The following is a 20,092-nucleotide window of genomic DNA, read 5'->3' as shown; positions in this document are numbered from 1 at the left end:
TGACCTATGAAAGCGGTCGTCCGATCGTCCGGTCGTCACCTCGCGTCAGATGGGCCGCCCGGTCGAACGGTCCGAGGTGCCGGGCCTGCCCGTGCTTCGCGACGACTACCGGGTTCCCATGTCGTACGGCGGCGAGACATACCCGTCGGTGCTCCACGGCTACTGGGCCTTGTCGGCCGCCCATGCCGCCGACCACGACAGAATCCGCGATGCGGCCACCGCCGACGATGCACATGCACGAGGCGGTCGGGCCACACGCCGAGCGGACTGGCCGACACCGCGGCTGTCCGTGATGGCCGACTTGCTGCGCGCGAAATTCGTCTCCCGCACGGAACTCGGCGAAGTCCCGCTCGCCACGCCGCTACCGGGAGCGCGAGAATCAGTACCTGCTTCCGACGAACCGGTTCAGGACCCGCCGGCCAGCCACCGCTCCGCGCGGCCCTGCTTGTCCTCGTCGCCGGACGTCCGGGCCGAATGCAGCAGGCGTGCCTTCACCGCCTCGGGGACGGCATCGATGTCGCTCTGCTGGTTGTGCCGCGTCTTCCACCCGACGAGGTGACGTACGGCCCCCGCGTGGTGGCGCGCGTCGGCCCTCGGATCCTGCAGGGCGGCGATGATGTCGCCAATGGGCAGGTCCTTGAGGAGCAGGCTCGGCACGTCTTCGTGCACCGGATATCCGGAACATCGGCCGGTGCCGCCGCTGTGCCACGCAAGAAGCGCCAGTGCTCGGCTTGTGGAATCGGGGATTGCCTGCCGCACCCGATCGTGAAGCTCGACCAGGAACCCCGATGATACGAACTCGGGGCTCCTGGACAGTCCGAGGAGCCGGTCGGAAAGGTCTTCGAGTGCGTCCGGCATCGCTGCGAGCCAGTGCTCTTCCTCCAGTTTTTGCTGCACACGGCGGAGTTCGTCTTCCTCGGCTTTCCGCAGCGGGCCAGGTGCGCCGCGTGCGTCGAGCCAACGCAGCAGCCCCTGGCCGTCGGTCAGGACGGCGTCCCCTGCCCAGCCTTCCCAACGCAGCATCGCACCATGGTGGAGGACCACGGCGGTCAGATGTCGTGCGTCCGCGTCGAAAAACTCGAACCTGACATCTCCGCCGCACAGGCAGCGCCACTGCAGCGGTGACTCCACCGACATGGCAACGCGCAGGCGGTCACGCTCGGCCCGATCCGACAGATCCACAACGGTCTCTCCGTCGATCAGGCCCCCGGACGACGAGACGGAGGAGGAAATGCGGACTCGGACAGCACTTCGCAGGACGTCATCCAACGCGCTCGTCTCCGGCACGATCGGTTCTCCTCTCCCCTGTCGACGGCGTCAGCCGGTGGAACCTTCGCGTCGCCGCCCGAGTGAACAATCGTCGACACAGCTCAGGTGGGCCGTCAAGGCCGTCGCCGCCGGTGCCTGGGCCGCGTCCGTCGGGGCAACGTCCTGGTCCGACGCCCCACTCGGCCACCTCGGCGGCCCCCTACACGCCGGACGCCGACGCGCACCGGGGCGGTTCCCCGCGGCGTGACGGCCGCCTTCGACGTCCGACTCGCGGCACGAACCCGGGAGTGGGTCGATCGCCGGGTCCCTTGCCACGCCGATGGTCGGCAGGCGGGATCGCCGCGCGAGGGCATACCCGCCCGACACGAACGGCCCGCGCACCTGATCGGCCGATGACACCGTGGCTCGGCCACCGAACACACGGCGGCCGAACCACGCTTCGGCGCAGCGGCGGGCGCCCCCGCCCTGTCCGTCCGTTTCTCGACGGCCTTGCCCGGCTTTCTCGAACCCTGCCGCGCCACGGCTCGACCGACGCCTTGCCTGGGCACGCCACCCCTCGTCCGAGGTGCGTGTCGGACGTGGGAGTTTGCGTCAGTATGCCGCGTCCCGAAAGCCGATGCCGGACCCGGCCGACGCGGGGTGCCGAAGGCCGGTCGAGAACCCGTACGACAACTGCGGGCGGCTACGCCGTGATTGCCCGGCGCCGGGCGCCCTCGGTTGACGAACGAGGACGACAACGCCGGCTGTGAACCCCTGGGCCGGCTCGGGCCCCCGAGATTCCCCCGGAACCCGCGCTGTCTCTGCCCTGGCCCGTCGCCACCCCGACGCCCTCCTGCGCGACGGACAATCCGCGCGACTCGTCCGGATCGAACCCGCACCTGAAATCGCGCACCCCGAGACGGGGCCGACCTCACGGCAAACCGCCCTCGCTGCCCCGTCCCGGCAACCCCCGCCACCCGACTCGCACACGGCGTCGACGCGGACGCGTGGGCGGGGCGGCCGTCGACGCGGACGCGTGGGCGGGGCGGCCGTCGACGCGGATCCGCGGCCGGAGAACGACGCCCGGTCGCCGGACGGGGAGGGCACCGTGGTGAACAGGACGTCCTGGTCGATCAGTCCCAGCAGGCCGTGCGGGTTCCAGTACCGTGCGGGTTCGAGTGTCGTACGGGTTCGAGTGCGTACCGGTTCGAGTACCGTTCGGGTTCGAGTGTCGTACGGGTTCGCGTGTCGTACGGGTTCGAGTGCCGGCCTCCGGAAGGTGTTCGGTGTGTGGTCGCGGCCTGAGCCAAGCCGCGTTCACGGCCGCCGATCAGCGAACGTACTTGGTCAGCACCCAACCCTTGATGCCCGATGCCTGGTGCTTGACGTAGTACCACTCGCTGGCCTCGGCGTCGCCGTCCCGGTAGACCACGCCCTGGCAGTAGACGGTGACCTTCGCGCCCTTCTGCAGGACCCGCAGAATCGGGTTCCAGGTGCCCTTGGCCTTGCGCAGGTTGACGTTGTTGCCCGTGATCTTGGCGGTGTGATCCCTGAGATCCCGGTAGCACGCCGGGTGGCTCGCGGCGGAGGCGGACGGCGCGAGCGCGACGCCCACACCCGCGAAGAGCGACACCGACATCAGCACCGCGGCGGCGTTCCGGCCTGGCTTGCTCACTGATGACCCCTTTGATCGATGAAAAGAACGACTCGAGCGCAACCTTTCCGTCGCCCCGCCCGGACGGATATCCAATTCACGCGGTGGCGAACGACACAGCCTTACTGCGACAGGGAGTTCGTGCGCGCACCCGAGAGCGGTCCATCCGGGTCGGCGATCAAGTGCGGCCTTCGTGGTTCTCGACTCGGCACAGGATCGCCGAGGCGGGCATTCAGTCGGCTCAAACCGTGTGGAACCCCGCAGGCATGGCAGGCCTCGCATGCCTCGCAGGCCTCGCGCTCCTGGGCATCGTCGTCGACGACCACGGACGACCCGGCCCCGCGCGAGTATGCGCAGCCGTTCGGGTTTCGCGACGCGGGCCGCTGCACGGCGGCCCGATCCGCGCGCACGAACAGCCGACCGGAGGGCGGGCCGGGCCGGGCCGGCCGAACCACGGTGTCGCGGCGGCAGCGCTCCGGGCGGCCCTGACAAGCGGTCACGATCGTCACCCGGCAAGCCCAACCTGATCCCTCCGGCTTGACGCATGCCGATATGGGAATATGATCAAATCCATGGCACGAGCAGCGACGACGTCGGACGTCTTCAACGCGATCGCCGAGCCGCAGCGCCGGGAGATCATGGCGCTGCTGCGGACGGGTGAGCGGTCGGTGACCGAGTTGGCCCAGGAGTTGGGGATGACCCAGCCTGGGACGTCCAAACACCTGCGGGTGCTCCGGGAGGTCGGGCTGGTGCGCGACCGCAAGGCAGGCAAGCAGCGCCTGTACGGCCTCGACGCCCGCGGGCTGCGGCCCGTCCACGAGTGGACCGGCGGTTTCGAGCAGTTCTGGAACGGGAGCTTCGACCGACTGGACGCCTACGTGCAGGACCTGAAGCAGACAGGGAAAGCGGAGTAGCCGATGAGCACGACAGAACGAGGAAAGCCGGCGCGGTCGGCGACAGCCGACCGCGAGATCGTCGTCTCCCGGCTCGTCGACGCCCCACGGGAGCTGGTGTTCGAGGCGTTCACCGACGTGCGGCACCTGTCGCACTGGTGGGGACCGGAGGGGTTCACCACCACCACGCGGGCGTTCGAGTTCCGCGTCGGCGGGGAGTGGGACTTCGTGATGCACGGACCGGACGGGACGGACTACCAGGAGTTGATCACCTGGACCGAGCTCGTCCCGCCGGAACGGATCGCGATGCTCCACGGTGAGACCCGCGACGACCCGAACGCCTTCGAGTCGGTCCTCACGTTCGAGCTCGACGGCGCGGCGACCCGGATCGAGATGCACACGGTGTTCCCCACCAAGGAGCAGCGTGACGAGGCGGCCGAAAAGTACCGTGCGATCGAGCGCGGCCGGCAGACCCTGAGCAACCTGGCCGCCTACCTCACCGAGATCGCCCGGAAGGGAGCGGAGGACTGATGGTCGGGAAACGGCGACAAGCTCACCTCCGCGGAAGATGACCCGGCGAACCGGCTAACCCGCGTACCGGCGAATCGGCGAATCGGCGAATCGGCGATCGAATCGGACCGGCATCCGCACAAGCGGTTTCCCGGTCGCAACAACCGGATGGAGTTCATGATGTCGGATACCACCTGCCACATGTCGATCTCGCTGGACGGCTTCGTCGCCGGACCCGACCAGAGCCGTGAGGACCCCATCGGAAAGCGGGGGCTGGAGTTGCACGGCTGGCACCTCGGCGACCCGCGGGCCAACGACGCGGACAGGATCGCGAAGGAGTGGGTGATGCGCCCGAGGGGCGCATACGTCATGGGCCGCAACATGTTCGGCCCGATCCGCGGGGACTGGGATGAGGACTGGTCGGGCTGGTGGGGCGCCGAACCGCCCTATCACGCGCCGGTGTTCGTACTGACCCACCACCCCCACGATCCGATCGAGATGGACGGCGGGACGACGTTCCACTTCGTCACCGACGGCTTCGACGCGGCATACTCCGCGGCGTGCCGGGCCGCAGGCGACAAGGGCGTGGACATCGCCGGCGGTGCCTCGGTCGTCCGGCAGGCACTGGCAGCCGGGGTGATCGACGAACTCACCCTCGACATCGCGCCCGTCCTCCTCGGTTCGGGCGAACGGATCTTCGACGGCGTCGACTTCGACTTCGAGCCCGCCGAGGTGCTGCACTCCCCGCTGGCCACCCACATCCGCTACCGCCGCAAGAGTTGAGCCCCGGGCGAATGCGACCGACGAACCGGCCCGAGGCGAACCAGAGGGAGAAGCCCACCCCCTCATGTTCGCCCCCGCCGTGGGCCCCGCCACCGTCGCGGTACGGGCCGGCGCACCCCAGCCGCCGTCCAAGCGCCGGTGGAGCGGCTTCCCGCCGAGGCGGACCCGGGAACCGCCTCCGCCGCCCGGGGCCCGGCCGCCACTGGGCCGGCCGGCCTTCGGCGGTGGAGGTGCGGGCCATGTCGCCGCACACCTCGCGCTTCGGCCGGGCGACTCGGCGCCTGCCGCGTGAGATGCCGGCCTCGCGCACTCGGCGACCCTCGTCCACCCGGCCGCCGCGGCCGTGCTCGGCCACGTGGGTCCGTCCTGCGTGATCACTCGGCCACGCGGGTCCATCCCGGGTGATCGCTCGGCCACGTGGGTCCGTCCCGGGTGCTCAGGCGAAGAAGTCGGTGAGGACGGGAGCGAGGACGGCCGGGGCGACTTCGTGGGTCTGGTCGGGCAGGGTGGCGTACCGGGCGGTGGGGGTCGCGGCGGCGACGGCGCGGGTGGGGGCACGAAGGGTTTCGGGGCTCGCGCCGCCGTCGACGGCCAGGACGGGCACGGTGATGTCCGCGAGGAGCCCGACGGGGACGGCCGCCCCGGTGTCGACGCCGAGTGCCTCGGCGTCGTAGGCGAGGGTGGGCGCGACGGCTTCGAAGGCCGGCCACAGCGGGATGGCGCGCATCTGCTCGACCGCCGGGGCCGGGGCGCCCGCGTAGAGCATGAGTTCGGCGACGGCGTCACCGTACCGGTCTTCCGCGAGCGCGGTGCGAAGGTTGCGAACGTAGTCGGCGAAGTGCGCGGCGCCGTCGTCGTCGGTGGTGAACGGGGGCTCGTAGACCGCGACCTTGCGCACGCCGATGCCGGCGGTGGCAGCGCGCAGGGCGAGCGCGGACCCCGAGGACATCCCGACGACGTACGCGGTCCCGCCGGCTGCGGCGATGACCGCGGCGAGGTCCTCGATCTCGCGCTCGACGTCGAACGGCGCGGTGTCGCCGCTGTCGCCGCGCCCGCGCCGGTCGTAGGTGTGGACCGTGTGGTGCGCGGCCAGCTCCGCGGCGAGGGCGGGGCCGGGACCGAAGGCGCGGTGGCACAGGGCCCCGTCGACGAACACGACCGCAGGGCCGGTGCCGGTGGCGGTGTAGGCGATCGGCGTGCCGTCCGCGGAGACGACGGTGGCGGGGGTGGTGTCGAGCGTGACGGTCATGACGAGCCTTTCGGGGTGTGTGCGGGGCCACTGCTCGCGCGGCGGACCGCTATTGTGGACAACGTCCACATGGTGCGCGCGGCCGGGATCCGGGCGCCGTGGCGGACGACCGGAATCCTGCCACACACATGTGGACGCCGTCCACAATGGAGGAAGCGTGCCCGTCGACACCCCCGAGCCCCCGTCCCGCTCGCGCAGCACCTACCGGCACGGCAACCTGCGCCACGCCCTGGTCGAAGCCGCGCTGGAACTGGCCCGCACCGGAGGGCCGGACGCGGTCGTACTGCGGGAGGTCACGCGCCGCGTCGGCGTCGCCCCGAACGCCGCCTACCGGCACTTCGCCGACCGCCACGCCCTGCTCGCCGCCGTCGCCCAGGCCGCCATGGCCCGACTCGCGGCCGACATGGAGACCGAGATCGGCGCCGCCACCGCGCATCCGGCCGACGACGCCGACCGACTCGCCGCCGCCCGCGCCCGTTTCCGCGCCGTCGGCCGGGGCTACGTCGCCTTCGCCCAGGCCGAACCCGGCCTGTTCCGGATCGCGTTCACCTTCCACGCCGACATGGCCCGGGCCGAGGACAGCACCGCTGCCGGCCCCGCGGGCCGTACCCCGTTCCAAATCCTCGGCGACGCCCTCGACGGCTTGGTCGACGCGGGAGCACTCGACGAAAGCCGCCGCCCCGGCGCCGAGTTCCTCGCCTGGTCCGCCGTACACGGCCTCGCCGCGCTCCTCGTCGACGGCCCCCTGCGCGGCCTCACCCCCGCCCAGGCCCGCGCGTCCACCGACGACCTCGTCGACATGATCGAACACGGTCTCCACAGACCGCCGACAACCGACGATCACCCGCACACGGACGGTTGAACGTCCCACGCCGAGCGCTCCGTCGGTGCCGAAACGAGATCGCGCGTCGGACCGGTGGACGGTCACCGGGCGCAGCCGCGCCGCCCGGTCGAGCCAGTCCCGGTGAGAGATCCGGCGGCGCAGCTCGGCGGCCGAGTCGTCGCCCCACCGGCCCCGGGCCACCACGTACACATCGCCCGCCGAGGCCACGGACTCGTCGCCTACGGCGCCACCATCGTCGCCCCGGCCAAGCGCCGCGCCGCCTCGGCGGACCTCGGTATCGGGGTGGACGGGCTGTCCGGGACAGTCCCGAACAGTCCCGAACGGGGTGAAGTGCTTGCCGGTGGTGGTGTGCACACGGCAGCGTCCTCGGCAGCACGAGCGGCGGGGACGGACTTCTCCCTCGTGCCTCCCATGACGTTCGGATGCGGAGGAACGCCCATGCGCAAACACCTACGCTTCGGTCTGCCGGGCCTGGCGGCGGCCGTGCTGGTCCTGGTTCCGGGTGGGCCGGAGGCACTGGCGGCCCCGGCCGGAGGCGAGGATGTCACCGTTTACGTCGACCCCGACGGGTTGTCGCCGGCCGACCGTTCAGGGGATTCGCTTGCGCGGACGGCCGGGAAAACCGGCCTGACTGCGCAGAGTCCGGTCAGGTCCCTGCGTGACGCCCAGGTTGTGCTCGAGGCCAGACATACGAAGAACGCGACGATCATGCTCCGCGGCGGCACCTACACGGATGCCGGGGTCGAGTGGGCGCCGGGCATCGCCTCCGGGACCGTCACCGTCAAGGCTCAGCCTGGGACGGGGCCCGTCACCTTCGACGGGCGGGCGGCCAAGGACGGGTACTGGACGAAGGTCGGTCCGAAGTCGCCGAAACTGAACTTCCAGGGGCCGTACACCGTGCAGCGCTACGGCGACGGCGGGATCAAGGCCACCGGAACCAGGCAGGACGGTCCGGTCAAGGGGCTGGTGGTCGACGGGATCACCTTCAAGGAAATCGGCAATGCCTGGGTCAAGGGTGGCAACGGCTACGCCGGCGTACACCTGAACTACGTTTCGCAGGCCAGGATCACCAACAACCGATTCGTCAATCTCGAGAACAAGGACGCCCCGGGCAACACCCACGGCGTCTACCTCGCCTTCAACCAGACGCAGAAGACCCCGGGGAGCAACGGGAATCTGGTGAAGGGAAACACCTTCCAGGTCGTCTCCGGCGACCCGGTCCGTGCCAGTGACGGCAGCAGCGGCAACAAGGTCCGGAACAACGTGTTCAAGAAGGGCCGCGACTTCGAGGGGAAGATCCGAGGGAACGGCAACCACGGGATGTTCACCTACTGGGCGTTCCCGAGGGCGGACATCTGCGGAAGCGGTGGGAACACGTTCTCGGACAACACCTACAGCGTGGACTACTACAACAGGAAGGCGTCGGCGGTTTTCTCGGGGACGGACACCGGCCGCACGTGCAAGTCCGTCAAGGACACGGGCGGCAACACCTACAAGCTGTAGCACTCCCGGGGTACTTCGACGCCTGTGCATGTGAAAGCCTCGACTCGACCCTCGATCGTGCTCGTGTTCCCGGTTCGGGGTTCGGACGTGGCGCCCACCACGGCCGGCCCCCACCGCTGGTCTACGCGTGGTCACGGGTGGTAGCCCCGGAGTCACCGACCCCGGGCCTCCGCCGGGCGCGCCGGAGTCGGGGACGGCGGGTGGGCCGGGACGTGCCGCCTGCTGCGTCCGCAAGTGGCCGTGGTCCGAACACCGAGGCGACCCGAACACCGGGGTGGCGAACCGGTGATCGGGTCGTGCGATCACCCGGTCAGACGTTGTGGACTCGGAAGCGGGAGACCGTGAAGTCGGTGGGGTCGCCCTCGTCGTGCACCCAGTTGAACGAGACCTGGAAGCCGTCGTCGGTCGAGCCGAACTCGAAGTTGATATGCCCCTGTTCGTTGCCGTTCTTGGCCGCGACGTCGAAGCCCGCGGTGGCCCCCGCGCCCACCGGAGCGGCCTGCGGGATCGCCGCTTTGCCGTCGAGGTCGTTGGTCGTGGTGCTGGTGCCCTCGTAGAGCAGTTGGGTGCCGCGGTAGTCCAGCGTGCCGTCGGCGTTCGGCCTGACCTCGATCCTGGTTTCCAGGCGCACTTCGCCGCCGCAGAAACTGTCCCGCCGACTGGCGGTCCACTGGCCGACCGGCGCCTGCAGGTCGTACCAAAAGTAGTCGCCGCCGCTGCCCTCGCAGCGCGTGTAGGTGCTGCCACCCTCGTGGTCGTACAGGTTCACCCAGCCCTCCAGGCCGACGTGCCGGTAGACCACCGGCGTGGTCGTGCCGCCTCCCGTACCGCCGCCCCCGCCGCCGCCCGGCTCGCAGTCCTGGCAGCGCTCCGCCGACGCGGAGCCGATCGTCAGCGCGCCCATCGCCAGGGTGGTGCTTGCCGTGAGCACAGCCGCCTTGCGCATCCGCCGCCGAAGCTTGTCTCGCATGGATCCGTCCCCCTCATTCGGTGTGTCCCGCTCAGCCGTTCTCTCGTTCGGTGGGTCCCACTCGGAAGCTCTCTCGTTCGGTGAGTCCCACTCGGAAGTTCTCTCGTTCGATGGGTCCCACTCGGAACTACTCCCGTTCGGTGGGTCCCACTCAGAAGTTCTCGATGGTGATGTCCGACCTGCCGTCGTCGTCGGCGCCCTCGCCGCTGTGCACATAGACGTTCGCCCCGCCGGACCCGCCCACCGCGATGGTCGGCAGGATCTTGCTCGCCTCGCCGTCCAGGTCCTGCGTCTGGTAGTTCGTGCCCTCGAACAGCTTGAGGCGCACCACCGCCTGCATCGTTCCGTCGGCCGCCGGAAAGACGTCCACATACGTCTCCAACCGCACTTCGCCGCCGCAGAAGCTGTCCCGTCGGCTCACCGTCCACTGGCCGATCGGCGCGGCCAGTTCGTACGCGAAGGCGTCGGTGCAGTGCTTGTCGTCGCCGAAGATGCCCTCCGCGTCGGTCGTCGCGACGGAGCCGGTCAGCCGGACATGGCGGGTGGGTCCGGTCGATCCGGTACCGCCGCCGCCCCCGCCGGTGCCGCCGCCGGTGCCTCCGCCGCCGCCCGGCTCGCAGTCCTGGCAGCGCTCCGCGGCGGCGGTGCCGACCGTGAGGGTGCCGGCCGCGATCACGGTGATCAACGCCAACGGCGCCAACCGACGGGTAAGTCGTCTCGCGTTCACATCGGTGTCCTGTTCGATGACGTCGCGCCGAACGGATCGGCCCGACGAGCGATATGGAATGCCGGGACCTCGGACGGCACGTGGTCGACCGGTCCTCGGCACAGCTACTGTCAACCGGGCCGCTTCGCCGCACACAGAGTGAACCGCTACTCCATTTCGGCGCGACGCATACTCCATCGAGCCGCCGACCCGTCGAACGAACGCGGGCTCCGAGGGCGCGAATTCGTGCGGCGGCGAGCCGGGGCCGGCATGCTGCCGAGAACGTGTCCGTCTCGCGGGCCGTGGCCGGGGGGCCGATACGACGGGGGTACGGGGGTCACGATGGACATCGCTCCGGGAGACACGCGCTTGCCGTTCGTGGGCCGCGACGTGGAACTGGGCGAGCTGGAGCGCGCGTTACGCGCGTCCACCTGCATTGGCACCGTGATCACGGGGGCGGGTGGGATCGGCAAGAGCCGTCTCGTCGAGGAGTTCCTCGGCCGGTCCGCCGGTGGCGGTGATCCGGCGGACGTCCGCCCGCCGAGGGCGGGGGCGGGAACCGCCTCTCGGCGTCGGCACATCGTACGGGTGCGGGCCACCCGAGCTTCGGCGTCCGTGGCGTTGTCGGCGCTGACCCCGTTGGTGCCCCACGGCGCGCGCCCGGAGGAGCCCGCGACGTTCTTCGGGCAGGTACGCGACGAACTGGCCGCGCGCCGGGCGGCCGGAGGGAGCAGGCCGGTGGTCGCGATCGACGATGTCCACCTGCTCGACGCGTCCTCGTCCGCACTGCTGGCGCTGTTGCTGGCCGAAGACACGATCTTCCTACTGGCCACGCTGCCCGACGGCGCCGATTGGCCCGATCCGTTGCGCTCGCTGTGGCGTCGCGGCGCGTTGCGGCACGTGGCACTGCCCGCGTTGGACGTCGGGCAGGCCGGCGCCCTGCTCCGCGCCGCCCTGGGCGCGCCGATCACCACGGTCGCCGTCCGCGCGCTGTGGACGTCGGGCCAGGGCAACCCGCTCCACCTCCGCGAGGCGCTGCGCGCCGCGATCGCGGACGATCGGCTGGGCCCGGCCCACGGCATCTGGTGCCTGAAGCGGCCCTTGGCCGACTCGCTGGAGGGTGTCTCGTTCGACGAACGGATCGACCTGCTGTCCCCCGACCGGCGGGCCGTGCTCGAACTCCTCGCGCTGTGCGGCCCGATCGCGCTGTGCGACCTGCCGCCGGAGACCCCGGCCGACGCGTTGGCCGACCTGGAGGCGGCGCACCTGGTGGGTCTGCGCCGCGACGACCGTCGGGAACGCCTCGTGCTCGCCCAACCGGCCCACGCGCCCGTCCTGCGGGCCGGCGTGGGCCGACTGCGCGCCCGCGCCATCCTGCTGGAGCAGGCCGCGCGGGTACGAGCGCACGGGGCGCATCGCACCGGCGACGCCCTGGCCCTGGCCCGTTGGGAGTTGGCCGCCACCGGCACCGCCGACAGCGAACTCCTGGTCCGCGGCGCCGCCGAGGCTTTGGGCGTCGGCGACGTGGAGACCATGTGCCGATTGGCCCGAGCCGCCCTGCGGCACGGACCCGACGTGCGGGCCGGGGTGATGCTGGGCGAAGCGCTGGGACAGCGGGGCGAGTTCGCGGAGGGCATCGCGGTCCTGGAGCAGACCTTCGCCGCGGCCCGGGGCGCCGACGCCCATCCGGCCGGACTGGCCCTGGCCGTGCACCACTTCTACGGGCCCGGTGACCTGCCCCGCGCGCTGGCCGTACTGCGCGAGGCCGCTCGTCGGGCCGGCCCCTCCCCCGCGCTGTCCGCGTGGACCGCGACCATCCTCGGCGCGACGGGACGAGTCGCGCGGGCCGGCGACGAACTCGACGCCGGCCCCGGCCTCGGCGCCGACGATCGGCCGGGACCGGACCTGGTCCTGCATCTCCAGGCCCGCCTGCGCATCGAACTCGCCCGCGCGCGGCCGGAGGACGCGATCCGCACGGCCCGCGCCGCGTACGCCGCGCACCGCGAAATCACCGACCGGACCGAGGTCTTCTATCCCGCCCGCAGCTCGTACCTGGTTGCCTGGGCACTCTTGGAGGCCGGTCGCCTCGACGAGGCCGAACGCGTACTCGTCGAGGGCCTGGACGAATTGCTGCGCGCACCGGTTCCGGCGCTGGTCGTGTGGTTCGGCTGGGTACACGGCCGGATCGCGCTGGATCGCGGGCGCCTACGGGAGGCCGCGACACTCTTCGCCGAGGCCCGCGCCCAGGCCCATGTGCAGGGCCACCGATTCGCCGAGCAGCGCGCGCTCGCCGGCCTGGTCCTGGCCCGGGCCCAGGCCGGCCACGCCGGAGCGGAGGCGGACGAGCTCGCCCTGACCATCGCCGACGGCGAAAGCGCGCTGTGCGGGTGGGACACCACGCGCGCGTACGCCTGGGCGCTGCGCTGCCGCGGGCACGCGGACGAGGCTCACGCGGTCCTGCGCGCCGGCGCCGCCTCGGCCCGCGACCGGGGCGACCCGAGCGCGGCCCTGACCCTCGAACACGACCTGGTCCGCTGGGGCGACCGGGCAGCGGCGATCCGCGTGATCGCGTCGACCGACGTGGTCCAAGGGCACAACGCGGCGGCTCGCGCCGCCCATGCCCGCGCGGTCGCCACGGCCGACCCGCACGCGCTGAGCGCCGTGGCGGACCAGTGGGCCGCCCACGGCGCGGTATTGCTCGCGGCCGAGTGCCTGGCCCGGTCCGCCCGACTGCGCCGACACGCGCACGACGCACGCGCGGAAGCGGCGGCCCGACGCGCCGAATCGCGGGCACTGCTCCTGGTCGCGGAATGCGAGGAGGCGGCCACGCCGGCATTGGCGACCCTGTCCACCGCCGCGAGCCTCAGCGTCCGCGAGCATCAGATCGCCCTCCTGGCCGCACAGGGTCACACCAGCAGGGAAATCGCCGTGACGTGCGGGTTGTCGATTCGCACCGTCGACAACACGCTGGGCCGCGCCTACCGAAAGGTCGGCGTCCGCGACCGCCACGGCCTGCGCTCGATCCTGCCCACCGCAAGGACTACCTGAAGCCTGCGCGGGACCGTCCATCAGGGAGACGAAGAACTCGGCGATCAACCGTCGCCGCCACGCCGCCCCCGGGCGCAACCCCGACGAACCTGTCCGCCGAATGCACAACCACCACCGGCACCGTCACCTACGGCACCATCACCAACGGAACCGCCGTGCACAAACCTTCCGCGTCCCGCTCCCGCTCCTGTCGCCGGGGCACGTCCGGGTCACCGGCACCCGCACCGCCTCCTCACCCACCGATCCCACAGCGGTGGCGTTGCCCCGTCGCCGACGCGACGGCGTCACGTTCCGACACATCGCTCGCGGCGACGACTGCTACGTCCGTGTTCGCCGGTACCTCACCGCTGCCACGCCCAGGGCGGGTGCGACGAGGACCAAGGGCGCGGTCCAAGCGCTTTGCGCCGAGGAGCCGGCCAGCGTCATGACAACGCCGATGAGCACGTAGAGGAAGACGAAGGCGGCCACGAAGGTTCGCCACGGATGGTTGTTGTTCCTCGTCGTCGAGGCCCCGATCATGTCTGCCCTTTCCGGTGGTGTCGTCGGGGCACCCGACGGGCCCGACGGGTCGGCTGGTCTCAGGAAGGCCAGGACTGCGCGCTCCGGTCTTGTACAGGCCCGCCGGGTCGAGGTGGGGCGCCGGTGTGGCGGAGCGGGTTGGGGACCGTTTCGGTGACGGTGCGGGTGTTGCCGTAGGGGTCGTAGGCGTAGGTGATTTGGTGCCGGCGGTGTCGGTGAGACCGACGAGGGAGCCTTGGGTGTCGGTGAGGTGGTAGTAGGTGGGTGCCCCGATGTTCACACCGACGATGCTGCCCGAGGGTTCGCGGACGAATCCGGTTCCGGCCGTTCCGGTGCCCATGGCGTCGACGGCCGTCCGCACGTTGTTGTTCGCGTCGTACGTGGTGTCGCGTTCGTGCCCTTGGGCGTCGGTGACGCGGTCGACCTTGCCGTCGGCCTGGACGGTGTGGATGGTGGCGTTGCCGCGGGGGTCGGTGGCGGTGTCGGGTGGGTGGCCGCTCGTGAAGCACTCCGCTGCTCGGAGGCTCCCGCGTTGCGCGTCCGACCTCCGAGGTAGAACAGAGCCATGTCGACCGCTTCCCCCTCCCCCGCCGGGCGCATCGTCGAAGTCGGCGTTGCCGCCGGCCGGGTGGCCGCGATGGATCCGGCCGGACGATTCGTCGCCTTGGAAGACCGCGGCCGGCTCACCGTGCACGACTCCCACCGGGGCCTGACCGCCGTCATGTCCTGCCCCTACCGCGTCCCGGGAGAAGCCCTGGCGGTCGGTCCCGACGGCACCGGCCTGGCCGTCCTGCGCACAGACCTGACGATCGAGGTGCACGGCCCGGACGGGCAGGCCCGCCGCAGCGCCCTGCCCGTCGCGACGGGACGACCCATCCGGCCCTCGCTCCGGTTCACCGCCGACGGCGCCTGCCTGGTGCTGGTAGGGAACACCGGGCAGGAGGCGGGCGGGCGGCTGCTTCTGCTCGACGCCGTGACACTGGAGCCAATGGACAACGTGGCGCTCGAAACGCGCGTCACCGCTCAGCCGGCTGTGGTGGACGAGGGAGTCGAGATCGCCATCGGGCCCGGCGCGTCCACGACGATCGCCTTGGCGGCGTGCTCCGGTGACGACACTGCGCTCTTGGCCGTCGCGCGGACCACGGACGGCGTCTTGCGGTGGCACGGTCTCGACACCGACCCGGCGGCGTTGGCCGAGGGCGTGCCCGGCGAACGTGTCATGGCGATCGCCCTGTCGGACACCGCCGACCTCGTGGTGCTCGACTCCGACGGCTTCGTCTCGACCGTGCCGTGGCGGACCCCCGGGACGAGCGCGCGCATCGTCGCACACAGCGGCGAACCTCTGCCGGACGACGACACGTGGGCGTGCAACGGGCCGATCTTCACACGCGGCCGATTGCTCGCCGCAGTGGTCGAACGCGAGTACCTGGCCGGTGGCCGTTACGAGTGGGAGGCCACGGGCTTGGCCGTCCTGGATCTCCGGACCGGCCGGTGGCGCGGCCTGCTCGAACTCCCACCGCCACAACGTGGGGAGCGAACAGTCGTCGAGGGCGGGCTGATCTGCCGAAGCGCCGGGGGCCGGACCCACATCGCCCGATGGGTCTCGCCGGCGGACACGGCCTCCGGGTAGCGCCTACGCGCCGCGGGTGCGCCGCGGTCTCTCGACGAAATCTGCCCCGGGCGTCCGCACCGGCGGCAGCGGACACAGCACCAGGCCACGGACCGACGTCGACGTGAAGTAGCCCAGGTCCCGCGAGTCCACGCTGACTGTGGGGTTGTCCCCGAGCAGTACCCATCGGTTCGCCGGCACGCGACCGTCCGGCGTCCCGCCCAGGCCCGGCACCGAGGCGTGCGGCACCGGGTCCCCCGGTGCCGCACGCACACGTTTGACCAACCACGGGCGCAGCTTCCGGGCCGGGTCGGGGCTCGGTGACTCCGAGTCCGGCCGTTCGGCCACGACCACCCGGCCGCGCCCGGGGGCGGGCACGAGCCGGCCACCGGCGCCGATCGCGCGGGTGCGCAGCACCAGGACCCGGTCACCATCACGGAAGGCGGGCGCCATGCTCGCCCCCCGCACCGTGACGGTGACCAGGCCGTAGCGCAACAGCCCACCGATGCCCGCACCGACGGCGAGCGCGGCAAGCACTCGGCCGGCGATCGCGCGAGGCGGGGCGGAGCCGCTCATGACAACTCCCGCAGGGACTCGGTGCCCGGTTGTGAGCCCGCCGTCGTCAAGATCTCGTCCTCGTCGGCTCGGTAGCCCTCCGCCTGGAGGGTGAAGAGCCTGGCGTACTCGCCTTCCCTTGCCAGGAGTTCGTGGTGCGCGCCCTGTTCCACGACTCGGCCGCCGGAAAGCACCACGATGGCGTCCGCCTCGCGGACCGCGCCCAGGCGGTGCGAGACCAGTACGCTCGTGCGGTTTCCGCGGTGCAGGCGCAGCGAGGCGTGAATCTCGTGTTCGGCCTCCGCGTCGAGGCCGGCGGACGGCTCGTCGAGGATCATCAGATCCCGGCGATCACGCAGGAACGCGCGAGCCAGCGCGAGTCGTTGGCTCTGTCCTCCGGACAGCATGACGCCCGTCGCCGGGTCGTCGCGATCGGCCTCCGTGAAGAACGTGCGGCTCAACAGCGTGCGGTATCCGTGTGGCAGCCGTGCCACGGTTTCGTGGACGCCGGCCCGAAGTGCCGCCGCGCGGATCTCGACCGGGGCTTCCGCATCCCCGCCGTTCGGTCCGGCGGCGTCCAACGCCTCGAGCACGGACAGGTCACCGAGGGCGATGTTCTCGGCAGCGGTCATGTCGTAGCTGACGAAGTCCTGGAACACCGCGCCGATCCGCTCGCGCAACGCGCAGGGGTCGACGTCCCGGATGTCCACACCGTCCCACAGCACCTGTCCGCGCGTCGGGTCGTACATCCGGCACAACAGCTTGACCACGGTCGACTTGCCGGCGCCGTTGAGACCCACCAGAGCCACCGATTCCCCGTACGGAATCCACAGATCCACGCCGCGCAGCACCCAGGGGTGCTCGTCGGTGTAGCGGAACCAGACATCGCGCAACTCGATGCCTCGACGCAACGCGGGCAACGCGCGCGGCGAAGCGGCCACCGGCAGGTCGGGGGCACAGTCGAGCACGGCGCGATAGTGGTCGAACAGCAGCACCGCCTCGTAGCAGCGGGCCAGTTCGGCGGCCAGCGTGCGCACGGCGGCCTGCACCCCGGCCACGGCGGCGATGAACACGACGATGCCGCCGACGCTCAGGCGTCCGGCGTGCGCGGCACCGACCGCCCAGATCAGGCCCGCCCCGGAGGCCGCGGCGGCGAGTGCGGCGAGGCCGCTCTGCACGGCCACCTCCCGGCGGTCCAGGGCCCGCTTGGCTGCGTTGGCGGTGCGCCGGTCGGCCAGCATGCGATCCCGCAGGAATCCGCCGATGCCGAACAGCCGCAACTCCTTGGCTGCTTCGCCGTCGGAAATCAGCGAACCGTAGAAGAACTCGCGGCGCTCGGTGGGTCCGATGGTCCACACCAGACGAGCCCGGCGACGAGCCAGGGCCCACTCCGCAATCATCGTCGGCACCCCCGCGGCCGACACCAGCACGGTCATCAGCGGGCTGAGCACCAGCAGCGTCGCCAAGAAGCCGGAGATGGTGAGCAGCGCCCGGACGATGCCGAGGTATCCGTCGACGACGGTGCCGGGGTTCTTCCCGCCGCCCTGCCGGGCCAGGCGTAGCCGATCGACGAAGGCCGGGTCCTCGAATCGGGACAGCCCCACGAAGCCGTTCACCGCCGTGCACAGCCGTTCGTCCGCCATCAAGCCGATGCGGCGGTCGCTCTCCCGTCGAACGTAATGGGACACCTGCGGCAGGATCCCAGCGACGAGACCGACGACCGCCAAGGCGGCGCCGAGCCCGACCATGGTCGAGCCCGGGACGCCCTCCACCAAGCCGTCCAGGGTGAGCTTGGTCAGCCAGGCGACGCAGACCGGCAGCGCACCGGAGACCACCGTCAACGCGACCTGGATCGCCAGCGGGCCCTTCGCGGCCCGTACGGCCAGGGCGGTCGCAGCCCATGGTCGACTACCCGTGACGCGTATCGGGATCATCGCCCGACACCGGGCGCCGCGAGTTCCACGTCGTTGTCGACGACGGCGAGCCGGCCGTCGGCCGCCCGACGGACGCGAAGCGTGGCCGGGTAGGCCGAGGTGGCGAAGGCCAAGCCGACCGGGCCGCCGGGGGGCTCCACCACCACGCGGGCGACGGGGGACAACTCCCTGACAAAGTAGGCGCATTGCGCGCGTTCTCCGGTGACCACGGCGAGCACGCGATCCGGTTCGCCCGGCGATGCGGCGGCGTACGCGACCAGATCCGGCAGCTTCTCGCGACACGGTGAGCAGTTCGGCGACAGGAACGCGACCAGCGTGTCGTCGGCAACGTCGCGCGTGGTCAACTCCCGACCGTCGACGCTCACCGTGGTGAAGTCGGCGACCACGGAACCGATTTCGGCGACCGGGAAGCGAACGTCGTCGGCGTCGCGCACGCGCGCGTCGAGCAGTTCGGCGTGCCGGCGCAGGCGTTTGAGCACTCCGAGCGTCAGGAGCAGATCGAGGGCGCACAGCAGACCCACCAAAATTACGGCGACCACAAGAAAGCGCATGGGATCTCCAGGATTTCGGGACGACCGACGTCAGCCGGCACGCGAGATGTCACCCGGGGCGGCCGCCGGTGCGCGAAACAGGTCGACGATGTCTTCGAGTTCGACCGTCAACACGGCCAGGAGGACGCCGACGCCCACCGCCGTCGACACCCCGCCGGCTCGCACCGCGCCGCCGTCCGCATCGGCGAAACCGCACCAGGCGGCCCCCAGAGCCGCCAGGGCCCAGACGGTGTTGCGTACGACGTGCAGCGGACCCAGCGCGCGGGTGGAAGCGCCGAAACAACGACACGTCGCGCGTGAACCGGCGCGCCACACTCGCACGATGCCGACGGTGAAGGCGACGAGCAGGGCGCCGGCCATCGCCAGACCCCACGGATGCCAAGTCCGGCCGAACGGGTAGGCGATCGCGGTACAGACGGCGAACTCGGCCGCGGCGACCGCCACTGCGGTCGGACGCACCAGCGCGGCGGGCAGCACCGCCATCTCCCGGAGGGAGGCGACGAAGAGCCCGAACGATGCGCGACGGCGCACCTTGGAGAACGCGGAAACGGCGAAGATCAGTGCGATCGCACACCGGATCGCGATGACCACGTAGGGCATGACCAGGCTCCGCAATGCCGGAGGCGGGCGGTTCCCGCGGGGGGAACCGCCCGGCCCATTGGGTGGATCGGATCAGCAGGGGCTCTCGGAACGGTCCGTGCAGGTCCAGGTGTTGCCGTGCTTGCAGCACCACCAGTACCAACCGTCGACGCAGCGCACCTTGCAGGTCGCGGCCTGAGCCTCGGTCTCGGGAACGAGGCGGGCCAGCAGACCGGCCCCCACGGCTTCGAGCTTCGCGAGCATTCGAACGCTCCTCGGATCGATGGGATCGATAAGCCCTCCCGGCGGGCCGCCGCGGCGATCCGGCGGGAGGGACGATTCGAGACTCCGGCGCGTGGAGCGTCCGTGACAAGCCGAACGGGCGTCCGGGACATGTCCTGGACAAGGACCGTTCGTGTCCCGCTCCGTCCGCGTGTCCGGGACAACACGGAGGCCCCGGTCGGGAACAGCGTGGCCGGGGTCGGGCCTCGCTGGGCGCTGGTCGGGTCGGCCCGCCATGCCTTGGTCGTCGATCGTTGACCGCAGGTTCGGCCCGCCGGTTCCACCGTCGGGCCGAACGCTCTCACACGATCAGGGGCGTCGATTCCGAGCGAACCGGCGATCGCCCCAGACGAGAAACCCGATGAGAGCCACTCCGAGAGCGAGATCGGTCAGCAGCCATGAGTAGAAGCCGAGCGCCGCGTGGAACATCAGGAAGAACACGAAGATCGCGAGTCCGAACCATTGCCTGCGGAGAAAGCCTTTGAAGCCGTTCGTGTCCATGAAGCTCCGGTCCGGATGCGGCGAGTGTTACCCGAGGCAAGTGTTCCCCAAAGGGAGCCTCCACCGGTGGGAATAGGGATACCGAGGGTGTTCCGCCGGAGGGCGACTTCGAATTGCACGGCGTCCCGGCCGCGTGCATCCGCATGAGCCGTCC

General features: G+C 71.2%; 18 protein-coding genes. 7 read left to right on the top strand and 11 right to left on the bottom strand.

Translation table 11 applies throughout. From position 1 onward, the window contains the following. Positions 1-405: 405 nt before the first annotated feature. Together ACIBM5_RS16020 and ACIBM5_RS16015 are read right to left on the bottom strand one after the other, a co-directional pair. Positions 406-1,287, bottom strand: coding sequence for a hypothetical protein (locus ACIBM5_RS16020; RefSeq protein WP_396007401.1), 882 nt, complete (start codon positions 1,285-1,287; stop codon positions 406-408). A gap of 1,291 nt (positions 1,288-2,578) precedes the next feature. Next, positions 2,579-2,923, bottom strand: coding sequence for an SH3 domain-containing protein (locus tag ACIBM5_RS16015; RefSeq protein WP_396007400.1), 345 nt, complete (start codon positions 2,921-2,923; stop codon positions 2,579-2,581). A gap of 551 nt (positions 2,924-3,474) precedes the next feature. On the opposite strand from ACIBM5_RS16015, the gene ACIBM5_RS16010 reads away from it, so the two are divergent. From ACIBM5_RS16010 to ACIBM5_RS16000, 3 genes are all read left to right on the top strand, one after another. After that, positions 3,475-3,816 (top strand): ArsR/SmtB family transcription factor, encoded by a 342-nt coding sequence (locus ACIBM5_RS16010; RefSeq protein ID WP_396007399.1) that lies wholly within the window; start codon positions 3,475-3,477, stop codon positions 3,814-3,816. 3 nt (positions 3,817-3,819) lie between these two features. Then, positions 3,820-4,326, top strand: a complete 507-nt coding sequence (locus ACIBM5_RS16005) for an SRPBCC family protein (protein WP_396007398.1) — start codon at positions 3,820-3,822, stop codon at positions 4,324-4,326. Between the two features lie 159 nt (positions 4,327-4,485). Next, positions 4,486-5,088 carry a dihydrofolate reductase family protein gene (locus ACIBM5_RS16000; protein ID WP_396007397.1) on the top strand — a complete coding sequence of 201 codons (603 nt, stop codon included), beginning with the start codon at positions 4,486-4,488 and terminating at the stop codon, positions 5,086-5,088. A gap of 436 nt (positions 5,089-5,524) precedes the next feature. Here ACIBM5_RS16000 and ACIBM5_RS15995 read toward each other — a convergent pair whose 3' ends face one another. Beyond that, positions 5,525-6,337, bottom strand: coding sequence for an alpha/beta fold hydrolase (locus ACIBM5_RS15995; protein ID WP_396007396.1), 813 nt, complete (start codon positions 6,335-6,337; stop codon positions 5,525-5,527). Between the two features lie 157 nt (positions 6,338-6,494). Here ACIBM5_RS15995 and ACIBM5_RS15990 point away from each other — a divergent pair, with 157 nt between their 5' ends. Both ACIBM5_RS15990 and ACIBM5_RS15985 read left to right on the top strand, forming a co-directional pair. Beyond that, positions 6,495-7,199, top strand: a complete 705-nt coding sequence (locus ACIBM5_RS15990) for a TetR/AcrR family transcriptional regulator (RefSeq protein ID WP_396007395.1) — start codon at positions 6,495-6,497, stop codon at positions 7,197-7,199. A gap of 420 nt (positions 7,200-7,619) precedes the next feature. Then, entirely contained in the window at positions 7,620-8,684 is a 1,065-nt protein-coding gene (locus ACIBM5_RS15985) for a hypothetical protein (RefSeq protein WP_396007394.1), read from the top strand. A gap of 310 nt (positions 8,685-8,994) precedes the next feature. Here ACIBM5_RS15985 and ACIBM5_RS15980 read toward each other — a convergent pair whose 3' ends face one another. Further along, positions 8,995-9,654 (bottom strand): hypothetical protein, encoded by a 660-nt coding sequence (locus ACIBM5_RS15980; RefSeq protein WP_391589303.1) that lies wholly within the window; start codon positions 9,652-9,654, stop codon positions 8,995-8,997. Between the two features lie 151 nt (positions 9,655-9,805). Beyond that, positions 9,806-10,381, bottom strand: coding sequence for a hypothetical protein (locus tag ACIBM5_RS15975; RefSeq protein ID WP_396007393.1), 576 nt, complete (start codon positions 10,379-10,381; stop codon positions 9,806-9,808). A gap of 321 nt (positions 10,382-10,702) precedes the next feature. On the opposite strand from ACIBM5_RS15975, the gene ACIBM5_RS15970 reads away from it, so the two are divergent. Further along, on the top strand, positions 10,703-13,408 hold the full coding sequence (locus ACIBM5_RS15970; protein ID WP_396007392.1) for an AAA family ATPase: 2,706 nt from the start codon (positions 10,703-10,705) through the stop codon (positions 13,406-13,408). A 1,084-nt stretch (positions 13,409-14,492) separates the two neighbouring features. Next, positions 14,493-15,557 (top strand): hypothetical protein, encoded by a 1,065-nt coding sequence (locus ACIBM5_RS15965; RefSeq protein WP_396007391.1) that lies wholly within the window; start codon positions 14,493-14,495, stop codon positions 15,555-15,557. Positions 15,558-15,560: 3 nt separating this feature from the next. Here ACIBM5_RS15965 and ACIBM5_RS15960 read toward each other — a convergent pair whose 3' ends face one another. The 6 genes from ACIBM5_RS15960 to ACIBM5_RS15935 form a co-directional block, all read right to left on the bottom strand. Beyond that, on the bottom strand, positions 15,561-16,112 hold the full coding sequence (locus ACIBM5_RS15960; RefSeq protein ID WP_396007390.1) for a S26 family signal peptidase: 552 nt from the start codon (positions 16,110-16,112) through the stop codon (positions 15,561-15,563). Then, complete coding sequence (locus ACIBM5_RS15955) at positions 16,109-18,025, bottom strand: ABC transporter ATP-binding protein (RefSeq protein ID WP_396007389.1); 1,917 nt, start codon at positions 18,023-18,025, stop codon at positions 16,109-16,111. The genes ACIBM5_RS15960 and ACIBM5_RS15955 overlap by 4 nt, the downstream gene beginning before the upstream one ends. Continuing rightward, complete coding sequence (locus ACIBM5_RS15950) at positions 18,022-18,576, bottom strand: hypothetical protein (protein ID WP_396007388.1); 555 nt, start codon at positions 18,574-18,576, stop codon at positions 18,022-18,024. The genes ACIBM5_RS15955 and ACIBM5_RS15950 overlap by 4 nt, the downstream gene beginning before the upstream one ends. A 30-nt stretch (positions 18,577-18,606) precedes the next feature. After that, positions 18,607-19,176, bottom strand: a complete 570-nt coding sequence (locus ACIBM5_RS15945) for a MauE/DoxX family redox-associated membrane protein (RefSeq protein ID WP_396007387.1) — start codon at positions 19,174-19,176, stop codon at positions 18,607-18,609. Positions 19,177-19,248: 72 nt separating this feature from the next. After that, positions 19,249-19,419 carry a hypothetical protein gene (locus tag ACIBM5_RS15940; RefSeq protein ID WP_391589311.1) on the bottom strand — a complete coding sequence of 57 codons (171 nt, stop codon included), beginning with the start codon at positions 19,417-19,419 and terminating at the stop codon, positions 19,249-19,251. A gap of 327 nt (positions 19,420-19,746) precedes the next feature. After that, the gene (locus tag ACIBM5_RS15935) at positions 19,747-19,938 is read right to left on the bottom strand and encodes a hypothetical protein (RefSeq protein WP_396007386.1); all 192 of its coding nucleotides are present in this window, start codon (positions 19,936-19,938) and stop codon (positions 19,747-19,749) included. Between the last annotated feature and the right edge of the window lie 154 nt (positions 19,939-20,092).

Origin of the sequence: Embleya sp. NPDC050493 (assembly GCF_044458105.1) — a bacterium.
Classification (GTDB): Bacteria; Actinomycetota; Actinomycetes; order Streptomycetales; family Streptomycetaceae; genus Embleya.
This window is presented reverse-complemented; position numbering and strand designations above follow the sequence as displayed.